Source organism: Flavobacterium sp. (assembly GCF_027484205.1).
GTDB lineage: Bacteria > Bacteroidota > Bacteroidia > Flavobacteriales > Flavobacteriaceae > Flavobacterium.
Genome location: NZ_JAIXUB010000009.1, coordinates 15352 through 28769 on the forward strand (window position 1 = coordinate 15352; position 13418 = coordinate 28769).

Annotated in this window: 14 protein-coding genes; 10 read left to right on the top strand and 4 right to left on the bottom strand. The window is 31.2% G+C overall.

What is annotated here, in order from left to right; translation table 11 throughout:
- Positions 1-46 precede the first annotated feature (46 nt).
- Positions 47-949: an aldo/keto reductase family oxidoreductase gene (locus Q0049_RS02715; protein ID WP_298116310.1), complete on the bottom strand. Its 903-nt coding sequence runs from the start codon at positions 947-949 to the stop codon at positions 47-49.
- Positions 950-954: 5 nt separating this feature from the next.
- Positions 955-1347 carry a four helix bundle protein gene (locus Q0049_RS02720; protein ID WP_298116312.1) on the bottom strand — a complete coding sequence of 131 codons (393 nt, stop codon included), beginning with the start codon at positions 1345-1347 and terminating at the stop codon, positions 955-957.
- Positions 1348-1619: 272 nt separating this feature from the next.
- Between Q0049_RS02720 and Q0049_RS02725 the strand changes: the two genes are divergently transcribed.
- The 8 genes from Q0049_RS02725 to Q0049_RS02760 all read left to right on the top strand — a co-directional run bounded on the left by Q0049_RS02725 (position 1620) and on the right by Q0049_RS02760 (position 10691).
- Entirely contained in the window at positions 1620-2624 is a 1005-nt protein-coding gene (locus tag Q0049_RS02725) for a MoxR family ATPase (protein ID WP_298116314.1), read from the top strand.
- Positions 2625-2694: 70 nt separating this feature from the next.
- Positions 2695-3564 (top strand): DUF58 domain-containing protein, encoded by an 870-nt coding sequence (locus Q0049_RS02730; RefSeq protein ID WP_298116316.1) that lies wholly within the window; start codon positions 2695-2697, stop codon positions 3562-3564.
- Positions 3565-5208 carry a BatD family protein gene (locus Q0049_RS02735; protein ID WP_298116318.1) on the top strand — a complete coding sequence of 548 codons (1644 nt, stop codon included), beginning with the start codon at positions 3565-3567 and terminating at the stop codon, positions 5206-5208.
- Complete coding sequence (locus Q0049_RS02740) at positions 5196-6200, top strand: VWA domain-containing protein (RefSeq protein WP_298116320.1); 1005 nt, start codon at positions 5196-5198, stop codon at positions 6198-6200. The genes Q0049_RS02735 and Q0049_RS02740 overlap by 13 nt, the downstream gene beginning before the upstream one ends.
- Positions 6201-6270: 70 nt before the next feature.
- The gene (locus Q0049_RS02745) at positions 6271-7311 is read left to right on the top strand and encodes a VWA domain-containing protein (RefSeq protein ID WP_298116322.1); all 1041 of its coding nucleotides are present in this window, start codon (positions 6271-6273) and stop codon (positions 7309-7311) included.
- 69 nt (positions 7312-7380) lie between these two features.
- Positions 7381-8115 (top strand): tetratricopeptide repeat protein, encoded by a 735-nt coding sequence (locus Q0049_RS02750; RefSeq protein WP_298116324.1) that lies wholly within the window; start codon positions 7381-7383, stop codon positions 8113-8115.
- 27 nt (positions 8116-8142) lie between these two features.
- A complete protein-coding gene (locus tag Q0049_RS02755; protein ID WP_298116326.1) occupies positions 8143-9936 on the top strand; it encodes a BatD family protein in 1794 nt (597 codons plus the stop codon).
- A 5-nt stretch (positions 9937-9941) separates the two neighbouring features.
- Positions 9942-10691 carry a tetratricopeptide repeat protein gene (locus tag Q0049_RS02760; protein WP_298116328.1) on the top strand — a complete coding sequence of 250 codons (750 nt, stop codon included), beginning with the start codon at positions 9942-9944 and terminating at the stop codon, positions 10689-10691.
- A gap of 57 nt (positions 10692-10748) precedes the next feature.
- On the opposite strand, the gene Q0049_RS02765 is transcribed toward Q0049_RS02760, so the two are convergent.
- Together Q0049_RS02765 and Q0049_RS02770 are read right to left on the bottom strand one after the other, a co-directional pair.
- On the bottom strand, positions 10749-11234 hold the full coding sequence (locus Q0049_RS02765) for a hypothetical protein (protein ID WP_298116330.1): 486 nt from the start codon (positions 11232-11234) through the stop codon (positions 10749-10751).
- Between the two features lie 49 nt (positions 11235-11283).
- Entirely contained in the window at positions 11284-11775 is a 492-nt protein-coding gene (locus Q0049_RS02770) for a CvpA family protein (RefSeq protein WP_298116332.1), read from the bottom strand.
- A gap of 147 nt (positions 11776-11922) precedes the next feature.
- Here Q0049_RS02770 and Q0049_RS02775 point away from each other — a divergent pair, with 147 nt between their 5' ends.
- The gene (locus tag Q0049_RS02775; protein ID WP_298116334.1) at positions 11923-12279 is read left to right on the top strand and encodes a hypothetical protein; all 357 of its coding nucleotides are present in this window, start codon (positions 11923-11925) and stop codon (positions 12277-12279) included.
- Between the two features lie 107 nt (positions 12280-12386).
- The gene (pheS, locus tag Q0049_RS02780) at positions 12387-13406 is read left to right on the top strand and encodes a phenylalanine--tRNA ligase subunit alpha (protein WP_298116336.1); all 1020 of its coding nucleotides are present in this window, start codon (positions 12387-12389) and stop codon (positions 13404-13406) included.
- Positions 13407-13418: the final 12 nt, after the last annotated feature.

Genomic DNA, 13418 nt, shown 5'->3' on the forward strand with positions numbered 1-13418 from the left:
AGTATTCAGTGACTGCCAACTGAATACTGAACACTGCCAACTAAATTTAAGGCACTTTATTTCCCATGCTTTCTGTCCAAATGGCAAACCAATCCAGATTGTCTAAAGGTAATTCTACCGCTTTTATTAATTGCTGAATTCGGGCAATATTTACCGTTCCGGCAACTGGAATAACTTTAGAAGGATGTTTTAAAACCCATGAAAGTAAAATGGTATCTGAACCAACACCATATTTTTCAACCAATTGTACTAAAAGTTTTTTCAATCGTCTAGTTTGCTCAATATCTTCTCTAAAAACCGTTCCCAAAGGATTCCAACTCATTGGTCTAATATTGTGCGTTTGCATGTAGTCTAAACTTCCATCCAACATGGCTTCGTGATGCGTTGCCGAAAATTGAATTTGATTATAACTAATTTCCGTTTTATTTTTAATTAATTCCGTTTGCGAAGTAGTAAAATTGGATAATCCAAAATCAATTATTTTTCCTTCTGATTTAAGTTTTTCAACAGCTTCAGCAATTTCATCAGCAACCATTAAAGGACTTGGACGATGTAAAAGCAAAACATCCAAATAATCCGTTTGAAGATTTTTTAATGAATTTTCTACAGACCAAATGATGTATTCTTTCGAGTAATCGTAGTGTTTTATTGTATTAGATCTGCTTCCTTCAAGTTGAATGCCGCATTTAGAAATTAGTTGCAATTTCTCTCTTGATATTTTGCTTTCGCCAAATGCTTTTCCAAATTGAGCTTCTGTAGTATAACCACCATAAATATCAGCATGGTCAAAAGTGGTAATTTTATTTTCGATGCAAATGTTTATTAAATGAATCATTTCTTGTGTGTTGAGTTTTTTATCCCAAACACCCCAATTCATAGTTCCGGCTATTATTTCTGAAAGTTTCGAGTTTCGAGTTTCGGGTTTCGGGTTTTTATCTTGAGGTTGCATATATTTTATTTATTAAATTTACTACCATTGTTTTCAGATTTTATAAGATAGGACACAAACGAACCTATTTTCTTGCTTTCTGTAATTGTTTTTTCTTTTAAAAATTCAAATTCTTCTTTGGTGATATGTTTTCTGTCAAAAGCACGATACAATTGAGAACGCAATTCGCCACAAGAACCTTTTGAATAACTTAAAAACTGAATAAATTCTTTCCTACCATTTCTTTCAAAACCTTCAGCAATATTATCCATTATTGAACCCGAACTACGATTCATTTGATTTTTTAACTCAAAATCTTTTCCAAGTGATGTGCTCTCAAATTTATCCCAAACATCTTGACAAATTTCTCTTCCTAATTGCCAAATATCAAGTTCTTCGAATGTATTTAAAGTAGCCATATCAATGTAATGAAAATTAAAGGTTATTACCTTTCAAATTTAGTAAATTTTTACCTTTCAAATAGCATTTTTAATTTCTCAATTCGAAACCCGAAACTCGAAACTCGAAACTCGCAACCTTAATATTACTAAAACAAAATCATAAATCATCCTTAAAAACTATATTTGATTACAAGTTTTAACGCATTGTTAACATTCTATTCGTGTTAAAATATTCAATTTTGAAATGTTAAAATTTTGAACTTAATTGTGCCTCGAAAAAAATAGAATTTATGGAAGAAAATGTTGCCGCTTTAGATATTAGAGCCATCAATGAAAAGATTGAAAGAGAAAGTGCTTTTATTGACCTATTGACCATGGAAATGAACAAAGTCATTGTAGGACAAAAACACATGGTAGAACGATTGTTGATTGGACTTTTAGGTCAAGGACATATTCTTCTTGAAGGAGTTCCAGGATTGGCAAAAACGCTGGCAATTAACACATTGTCTCAAGCAGTTCAAGGAAGTTTTAGTCGTATTCAGTTTACGCCAGATTTGCTTCCCGCCGATGTTGTAGGAACAATGATTTATAACATTAAAGCGAATGAATTTTCAATAAAAAAAGGACCAATTTTTGCTAATTTCGTTCTTGCAGATGAGATTAATCGTGCGCCTGCCAAAGTGCAATCAGCTTTGCTTGAAGCGATGCAAGAAAAACAAGTGACTATTGGTGATACTACTTTTAAGTTAGAAAAACCATTTTTAGTTCTTGCGACTCAAAATCCAATTGAGCAAGAAGGAACGTATCCATTACCAGAAGCACAAGTCGATCGTTTTATGCTTAAAACGGTTATCGATTACCCAAAAATGGATGAAGAAAGATTAGTTATTCGTCAAAATCTAAAAGGTTCTTACGAAAAAGTAAACGCTGTTGTCTCTGTAGAACAAATTTTGCGCGCTCAAGAAGCGGTTCGTGAAGTTTACATGGATGAGAAAATTGAGAAATACATTCTTGATATCATTTTTGCAACACGTTTCCCTGAAAAATATAAATTAGAATCTTTAAAACCATTAATAAGTTTCGGTTCATCACCTCGTGGAAGTATCAATTTGGCTACAGCTGCCAAATGTTATGCTTTCATAAAACGTCGCGGTTATGTAATTCCAGAAGACGTTCGTGCTGTTGTACATGATGTATTGCGCCACAGAATTGGTGTAACTTATGAAGCCGAAGCCGAAAATGTAACTTCAGTTGACATCATCAACAAAATTGTAAACGAAATTGAAGTACCTTAAATTTAGTTGGCAGTGATCAGTGCTCAGTTGGCAAACTGAATACTGAACACTGAATACTGAACACTAAAAGATGGAGACGAAAGACCTACTAAAAAAAGTTCGTAAAATAGAAATCAAAACCCGAAGATTGAGCGATCATATCTTTTCGGGTGAATATCATACGTCGTTTAAAGGACGAGGAATGACTTTTTCTGAAGTACGTCAATATCAATTTGGTGACGATATTCGTGCTATTGATTGGAATGTTACCGCGCGTTATAACGAACCTTACGTAAAAGTCTTTGAAGAAGAACGCGAATTAACCATGATGCTAATGGTTGATATTTCAGGATCAGAAAGTTTTGGAACTAAAAATCAATTAAAAAGCGAAATAGTTACTGAAATTGCGGCAACAATGGCTTTTTCGGCAACACAGAATAATGATAAAATTGGTTTGATATTGTTTTCCGATGAAATCGAATTGTATATTCCACCCAAAAAAGGAAAATCACACGTTTTAAGAATTATTCGTGAGTTATTAGAATTCCAACCTAAAAGCCGAAAAACCGATTTGTCCCAAGCATTAAAATTCTTATCGGCAACACAAAAGAAAAAAGCAATTGTGTTTTTGATTTCTGATTTTATGGTTGATGATGATTACGAAAAAACACTTAAAATTGCAGGAAAAAAGCATGATATTACTGGAATTCGTGTATATGATGTTCGTGAAGAAAAGATGCCAAACATTGGAATTGTAGAAATGGAAGATGCTGAATCGGGCGATATTATGGTTGTTGATACAAGTTCCAAAAATGTTAGATTGAATTACGAAAAAAACTATCAAGAAAAAGTAGCGTTTTTTAAAGATATTTTTTCAAAATGCGGTTCAGGAACCGTTAATACTCGTGTTGACGAAAGTTATGTAACAAAATTATTGGGTTATTTTAAATCCAGAGGATAAATGAAATTCAAATTATATATATTATTTTTTCTATTCACAACGTCGCTTTTTGCCCAAAAAGTAACGACTTCTATTGATTCTACTAAGAAAAAAATTGGAGCCGAATTCAAGTTGACTTTAAAAGCATCGGTAAAGAAAACAGATAAAGTTGTTTTTCCTAAAGCTAAAAATTTTGGCGCTTTAGAAGTTATAGAATCTTATAAAATAGATACGATTAAATCGAATGACAAATACGAATTAATCAAAAAATATGGATTGACTCAATTTGATTCGGGAAAATATACTATTCCAAGAATTCCAATATTAATCAACGGAAAACCATCTTTTTCTGATAGTATAAAAGTTGAAGTTGCCGATGTAAAAGTCGATACCTTAAAACAGAAAATGTATGAAATAAAAGATATTATTCCAGTTGAAACTTCGAGCGATTGGTGGAAATATCTTTTAGCATTTTTACTTCTTGTTGGTTTAGGATTTTTAGCTTTTTGGTTATTCAAAAAGTATTATAAAAAACCCGAAAAAGCAGAAGAAATTGTTTACACTTCGCCTATTGAAAAAGCAACATCGTTGTTACAACAATTAGAAAGAAAAGAGCTTATTCAACGCGGTGAAATAAAAAATTATTATTCAGAGTTAACAGATATTGCTAGAACTTACATCGAAGAAGAAATTCATATTCCAGCCATGGAAAGCACCACTTCTGAGCTAATTGTGAGCTTGAGAAACGTTGCAAAAAACAAAAAATTAAAGTTGTCAAAAGAAACTTTAGAGAATCTAGAAAAGGTTTTAATGCAAGCCGATTTGGTAAAATTTGCCAAAGTAAAACCATTAGATTTTGAAATTGAAGAAGATAAAAAACGTATCACAAACACTATTGTAACTATTCATAAAGCTATACCAGAAATTGTTGAAGAAAAAGACGAATTGGAAGCATGGAATGAAGAACAAAAACAAAAATCGCTTGCAAAAAGGTTACTTGAGCGTAAAATTAGAAGAATTAAATATGCCATTTTTACATTAATTGGAATTATAGCTCTTAGTATAGCCATTGCAATTGTAACTAAAGGATTCAACTTTGTAAAAGATATAATTTTCGGTAATGAAACTAAAGAATTAGTAGAAGGCGAATGGGTTTTGAGTGAATATGGAAATCCAGGTGTGATTATTGAAACGCCTAAGGTTTTAAAAAGAATGGATGTAACAAAGTTTCTTCCAAAAGATGCTTTTGCAGTTTTAAAAGAAATGCAGATGTTTGGCTACGGAAGTTTGACAGATTCATTTTATGTTGTTGTTTCTACAAACAAATTCAAAAAAGAGACAGAAGTAAATTTTGATACTGTTTTGCAAGGTATCACTAATACATGGGAGAAAACAGGAGCGCAAAATATACTCTTTAAACAAGAAGAATTCAATACAGGCAAAGGTGTTACAGGTGTAAAAGCTTATGGGACAATGACCGTTATTGATAAAGAAAATGGCGATAGCGAGAGAATGTATTACGAAATTTTATTGTTCAAACAAGATGGCGGTTTGCAACAAATCATAGTCGCTCATCGTGAAGGTGATCAATATGGTAAGAAAATTGGGGTAAGAATCATTAATTCTGCCGAATTAAAACAAGCACAACAGCAATGGAAAAAATAAGTTTTTTAAATCCTGAATTTTTTTGGTTGTTTTTGCTAATTCCTTTAGCAATAGCTTGGCTTTGGTGGAAAAACAAAGAACAAACAGCAACTTTAAAAATAAGTTCAGTTAATGGATTCAAAGGTTCTAAATCGATTTTGGCAAGATTAAAACCTCATTTATCAGGATTGCGAATTTTGTCTTTGTGTTTTTTAATCATTGCATTGGCACGACCAAGAACAGTGGATATTAGCAATCAAACAAAAACGACTAAAGGAATCGACATTGTCATGGCAATTGACCTTTCAAGCAGTATGTTAGCAAAAGATTTGAAACCTAACAGAATGGAAGCACTAAAAGAAGTTGCTATTAATTTTGTTGATGGTCGTCCAAATGATAGAATTGGTGTAGTTGTTTATGCCGGTGAAGCTTATACTAAAACACCAGTTACAAGTGATAAAGCTATTGTAAAGCAAGCCATTTCAGACATCAAATTTGATAATGTACTTCAAGATGGAACTGGAATAGGAATGGGGTTGACAACTGCAGTCAATCGTTTGAAAGATAGTAAAGCCAAAAGCAAAGTGATAATTCTTTTAACTGATGGAGTAAATAATTCGGGATTCATAGAACCAGAAACGGCTTCGGAAATTGCTAAAGAGTACGGAATAAAAGTATACACAATTGGATTAGGAACTAATGGAAATGCAATGTTTCCTTATGCTTTTGCTCCAAACGGAAAAGATTTTTTATACAGAATGATGCCAGTTGAAATTGATGAGCAATTAATGAAAACTATTGCTAAAAACACAGGCGGAAAATATTTTAGAGCGGTTAGCAATTCTAAATTAGAAGAAATTTATGGTGAAATAAATAAATTAGAAACCACCGAAATTGAGGAATTAAAATATTATGATTATGACGAAAAATTTCGTCCGTTTGTGATAATAGCAGCATTATTATTACTAATTGAAATCACATTAAGAAACACAATTTTTAAAAGTTTTATATAAAATCATTGCAAAATAGGATTTAGAATTAGAAAGTAAACCTAATATCTAATATCAAAAAATCTAATATTTAATGTACGAATTAGAAGAAAAAGGTTATTTATATTTATTGTTCATCATCCCAATATTGGTGGTGCTTTTTCTTTATGTTCAATTTTGGAAAAGAAAAAAGCAACAAGAATTTGGTGATTTAGATTTGATTCAAAAATTGAGTCCTGAGAAATCTACTTTCAAACCAATTTTGAAAATGGTATTGTTTTTATTAGGATTAACGTTCATCATTATTGGATTGGTTAACCCAAAAATGGGAACAAAAGTTGAAAAAGTAAAACGACAAGGAATTGATATCGTTTTTGCAGTTGATATTTCTAAAAGTATGCTAGCAGAAGATGTTGCACCCAATAGATTAGAAAAAAGTAAACAACTCGTTTCTCAATTAATCAATCAATTAGGAAGTGATAGAATTGGAATTATTGCTTATTCAGGAAGTGCTTTTCCCGTTTTACCAATGACTTCTGATTATGCTGTTGCAAAAATGTTTCTTCAAAGTATGAAACCAGGAATGATTTCCTCACAAGGAACATCTATTGATCAAGCAATTGAATTAGCAGCTTCAAAATATTTTGATAAAAAAGATAAAACCAATAAATTATTAATCATCATTTCTGATGGTGAAGATCATTCAGATAATGCAGAAAGTGCAGCGGAAGATGCTCAAAAATTGGGAATAAAAATAGTAACTGTTGGAGTTGGAACCGAAAACGGTGGAACAATTCCACTAGCTAAAAACGGTTATGGTGAAGGATTACAAAAGGATCAAGAAGGAAATGTGGTTGTCACCAAAAGAAATGCCGAAGTTTTATCTAAAATTGCAAAAGCATCAAAAGGTGGTTATGTAGATGGAAATGCAACAAAAAATGTTCTAGACTATGTAAAAAAAGTATTAGATAATACAGAAAAAACCGAATTTTCAGCTACTCAAATGGCCGATTTAAAATCACAATTTCAATGGTTTTTAGGATTTGGATTTATTCTGTTATTTTTGGATGTTTTCTTGTTGGAAAGAAGAACCAAATGGGTTAGAAAAATGAATTTGTTTAATGAAAAAAAATAAATCCGAAGTTTTAAAAATAAGATCAATTATCACACAATCTTAATTCGTGAAATTCGTGTCAAAAAAAGTATGAAAAAATGTTTAACATTACTTCTAATTCTAATCTCTTTTGCAATAAAAGCGCAAGAGAAAGATAAGTTTTTACCCAAAGGGAATGAAGAATTTGCAGAAAAAAAATATGCAGAAGCAGAAGCTAATTATAGAATTTCACAATCAAAATTCAAGAAAAAAGCTATTTCATCCTATAATTTAGGAACGACAATTTATAAGCAAAACCAACATTCTGAATCTAAATATCAATTCATAAAAGCAATTCAAGACGCAAAAACAAAACCAGAAAAACATAAAGCATTTCATAATCTTGGAAATGTTTTGATGAAAGAAAAAGATTATCAAGGTGCAGTTGAAGCTTATAAAAATGCTTTAAGAAATAACCCTAACGATGAAGAAACGCGTTATAATTATGCTTTAGCAAAAAAAATGCTGAAAGACAATCCACCAAAAAAAGACGACAATAAAGACAAGGATAAAAATAAGGACAAGGATAAAAAGGACGAAAATAAAGATAAAGACAAGGATAAAGAAAAAGATAAAAAAGACGATAATAAAGATAAGGACAAAGACAAAAAAGATCAAGATAAAAAAGATAATCAAGACAAACCGCAACCAAAACCTAATGGAGCAAACAAGCAAAGAATTGATAATCTTCTTGATGCTGTAAATAACGAAGAGAAAAAAGTTCAAGATAAAGTTAAAGCACAACAAGTTCAAGGTAAGCCTCAAAAACCAGAAAAAGATTGGTAATTATCCAATTAAAAATGAAGAATTAAAATGAAGAAGTATTTATTGTTTTTGTTTACAATAGTTTCTTTGAACTTACTTTCTGCTCAAACAAAATTTGAAGCGAGAGTTAGTAGAGATGAAATTGGTATAAATGAAAATGTGAGAATAGAATTCTATATGAATTTTGATGGCGATAATTTGGAAATTCCTAATTTTCAAGCGTCAGGTTTTAGAGTTATTTCTGGTCCAAGCCAAATGGTAAGTCAATCGTGGGTTAATGGAAGAAGCTCTTTTAACAAAGCATATTCTTATACTTTAATGCCTTTAAAAAAAGGGAAACTTGTCATTAAAAATGCAACCATTGAATTTAACGGTCAAGTTTATAAAACACAACCTGTAACAATTACGGTTGGAAACGCAGTTGCGCAACAACAGCAACAAAACCCATATGCTAATAATCCATATTATCAGCAGCAACAAAGAAGAGTTCCAGTAAACGCAGGAAAAGATGGAGTTCATTTAGTTGCTGAAATTTCTAAGACTAATCCTTATGTAAATGAACCAATTACAGTAATTTATAAAATATATGTAAGTCAACGTTCTGCTGTTGGTGGATGGAATGAAACCGATAAGCCTAAATATGCCGATTTTTGGAGTCAAAATATTGATGTAAAAAATCTTGTCATTCAAAACGGAATGTTCAAAGGTGAAAGTTATCGTTATGCCGTTCTTAGAAAGGTAGTTTTGTATCCTCAAAAAGCTGGAAGTCTTCAAATAGAACCTTTAACGCTTGATGTTCAAGTTGAAGTGCCAACAGGTAGAGTTGATATTTTTGGCGAATATGAAACGAAAACACAAATAAAAAGAGTTTCCGCTGGAGCAAAAACAATCAATGTAAAACCTTTGCCTGAAGCAGGAAAACCTGAAGGATTTTCGGGCGCAGTAGGAAAATTCGACTTTAAAGTTACACCATCAAGAACGTCATTAAAAAGTGGTGAATCTTTAGATTTAGATTTGAAAGTTGTTGGAACAGGAAATTTAAAGTTATTTAGTTTGCCTAAACCAGTTGTTCCGTCGTCATTAGAAATGTTTGATCCAGAACACACTGAAAATGTACAAACACCACTTTCTGGAATGACAGGAAGTATTTCAGATAAATACACAATTATTCCTAACGAAAAAGGAAATTTTCCAATAAAAACAATTCAATTTTCTTACTTTGATTTAACTTCCAATAGTTATAAAACAATAACATCACAACAAATAGTTTTAAATGTTGCTCAAGGCAAAGAAAACGCAGTTGCTGTTAATCCAAATAAAGAGGAACCAACGGTTAAAAAGTCATTTGCTTTTATCAAACAAAAAACCAATTTAGAAAGCATTGAATCAGACGATTTCTTGGGTTCAGGATTGTTTTATGGATTGTTATTTTTACCATTTTTACTAATTCCAGTTCTAATAATTTTCAAAAAACGAAAAGATACGCAAGATGCTGATATTATTGGGAATAAAACAAAAAGAGCAAATGCTTTAGCTAAAAAATATTTATCGGAAGCCAAAAAACAAATCAATAATAAAGAGCCATTTTACATTGCATTAGAAAAAGCAATGCACAATTTCTTGAAAGCCAAATTAAATATCGAAACTTCAGAAATGAGTAAAGATAAAATCACCGAAATTCTTCTTTCTCGAAATGCAAATTCAGAAACGGTGAAAGAATTCATAACCTTGACAGAAAGTTGTGAATTAGCAAGATATGCGCCATCATCAAGCACAATAATTCATCAAGATTATGACAAAGCTGTTGAGATAATTTCTGAATTAGAAAAACAAATAAAGTAGTAATTATGAAGAAGTTTTTTTATCTATTTCTATTTATTTCTGCATCTGTTTTTGCAACCGATGTTTCTAATCCTTTTGTTGATGGAAATCTTCAGTATAATGACGGAAAATATGAAGCAGCAATTACAAGCTACGAAAGTGTCCTGGCAAATGGTCAACAATCAGCTGAGTTGTATTTTAATCTTGGAAATTGCTATTATAAATTGCATAAAGTTGCTCCAGCAATTTATAATTATGAAAAAGCGTTACAACTAAATCCGAACGATCAAGAAATTCAAACCAACCTAGATTTTGCCAGAAAAATGGCAATCGATGATATCAAAATCATTCCAAAAGTAGGTTTTGATAAATTAATTTCCGAATTTACTTCATGTTATCGATACGATACTTGGGCTTGGATAGCTGTTGTATTTGGATTCGTATTTTTAGCTTTTTTCATAGGATATTATTTTTCTCCAACAGCTTTCAAGAAACGAATATATTTTACAGGAATGTTTGTGGTTTTAATGGTTATTATTATTTCTGTTTCCGCAGGAATTTCCGAAAAAAACCGATTAGAAACTGAAAAAACAGCCATAGTTTTTGCCGAAACAGCCTCAGTAAAAGGCGAACCAAAAGTATCAAGTACTGAAACAATTCTACTTCATGAGGGAACAAAAGTATACATTCTAGAAAGTATTGCTAATTGGAAAAAAATCCAACTTACAGACGAAACTACAGGTTGGATAAGTGATGAAGCTATTAAAGAACTTTAGTTTATAGTTGGCAGTGTTCAGATAGTTTATCAAAATAGTTTGTCATTCCTCAGGAATCTAAATTTTAGTTGAAAGATTTTTTGTTATTAAATCCAAATCAGATTCCGAAATAGAAGTTAAATTCAGATTGAATTTTGTGCCGATAAACCTTTTATTTTTGATAGAAATTGAAATTTCATTATTGTTTTTAATCTCAAATTTTTTGATGTAAAATGTACTTAAATAAGAGTATTTATTGAGGAATTCACTTTTTATTACAAACGGTCCACTATATAGATTTGTTGGATAGGAATATCTTAAATAAACATAACATTCTTTTTTGGTGAAATGAAATTTACAATAGTTAAATTCACTTCCAAAATTCACAAAAACATTAACAGCAGACATAGATGTTATTCGTAAATCATCAGTTTCTTTATTATCATCCGATAATATTGAATATATTAATCTTCTATCATTTTTTAGCTTGAAGTACTCTTTTAATCCAAAATATATTATAATTACCGAAAGTAGTATTCCTACTATTGTAAATAGTGTTTCCATATTATATTTTTATTTTCAAAAGCTGATTACTGCAAACTGCGACTGCAAACTAAACTTTACTTTTCAAATCCTTAAACCAATCCGTTAAAACCGGTAACATAAATTCAGAAGTTTTTAATATTGGATTGAAAAAAATAGAATTTTCTTGGGTTTCTTTACTTACTAGACCATTATCAATATTCACTTTTTGAAACAAACTCAAAATAATTCCTAGTAATAATGTTGTTTTTAGAATCGCAAAAAATGCGCCGCCCAATTTATTCAACCAACCTAAAAATACAAAATCAGCAATTTTTGAAAACACTTTTGCTAATAAATGAATCGCGATTATAACGATAAGTAAAGTGATTATAAATGCAGCAACTTTTGCCGTTTTGCTTTCGCCAATAAAACTTCCAACAACGTAAGAGAATTTTACAGCAATATAAATTCCAACAAAAAACGAAATCAATGAAGCTAATTCCACAAACAATCCGTTTCGCAAACCTTTAAAAGCCGCAAAACCCAACAAAACCGCAAAAACAATATCGATAAATCCCATAAATTTATATTTGAAGCACAAATATAACCGAAATTTTATATTGCAACATTGAGCGTAGTCGAAATGCTAAATGTGATATATTTGCAAATCATTATGGATTAAAGTAAAAGTCTTTTTTTCTTTTCTCTATTTTCTAAATTAAAAAAAATGTCTCGAGATATACAATTAAAAGAACGATGGGAAAAAGTCGTTGATATCCTTTCTAATCAATTTGCCGATGGAGAACAACTTGACTTAGATTCAATTATATACTTAATTGGTGTTCAAGAACTTGGTAAATTCAAACGCGTATTTGCTAAAGATGAAAAAGTCAATTTAATGCACATTGCAATTTGCAGATTATTAGAACCTTATGGTTACTATGAATTTGATTTTTTTGATAAAGATGGATGGCCACACTACAAAGTAAAAGAAGAATTACCACCATTAAAAGCTGGCGAACAAACCATTTTAATGAAAGACGCCATTGTGAATTACTTCGTCGAAAAAGAACTTATTGATTAATGATTATGGATTAACGATTTTTGAATTAAGATTTATTTAAAAAACTTCCAACTTCCAACTTCCAACTTCTAACTTTTCCTTAAATTTGCACCTTCAAAGAACGAACGATGATAGACAAGATTAAACAACATATTGAAGAAGCTAAAGCATTTAACGAAAAAAATAAAGAATCGTTAGAGCAATTTCGTATAAAATATTTAGGAAGTAAAGGATTGTTGAAAGAACTTTTTAATGAGTTTAAAAACATTCCGAATGAACAAAAGAAGGACTTCGGACAAGTAATTAATACACTAAAAGCTGTTGCTGAAGAACGTGTAAAAACCATTCAAGAAGAGTTAGAGAGCAAAGAAGAAGTAAAAGGTTTTTATGGCGATTTATCACGTCCAGGTGAGCCTATTCAAATTGGTTCTCGTCATCCTATATCCTTAGTAAAAAATCAAATTATTGATATTTTTTCAACCATTGGATTCAATGTTTCTGAAGGTCCAGAAATCGAAGACGATTGGCATAATTTTACCGCATTAAACTTGCCAGAATATCATCCTGCAAGAGATATGCAAGACACGTTTTTCATCCAAACCAATCCTGATGTTTTGTTGCGTACACATACTTCATCGGTGCAAGTGCGTTATATGGAAAACAATAAACCACCAATCCGTACGATTTCTCCAGGAAGAGTTTTCCGTAATGAAGCAGTTTCGTCTCGTTCACATTGTATTTTCCACCAAGTGGAAGGTTTGTATATTGATAAAGACGTTTCGTTTGCTGATTTAAAACAAACATTGCTTTATTTTACTAAAGAAATGTTCGGAAAATCTAAAATCCGATTGCGTCCAAGTTATTTTCCTTTTACAGAACCAAGTGCCGAAATTGATATTTATTGGGGTTTAAAAACCGAAACCGATTACAGAATTACCAAAGGAACAGGTTGGTTAGAAATTGGCGGTTGCGGAATGGTTGATCCAAATGTTCTAAAAAATTGTGGTATCAATCCTGATGAATTTTCAGGTTTTGCCTTCGGAATGGGAATTGAACGTATCGCCATGCTTTTACATCAAATTGGCGACATCAGAATGTTCTTCGAAAATGATGTTCGTTTCTTGGAGCAGTTTAAATCCAGTATATAGTTTTCGTCACAA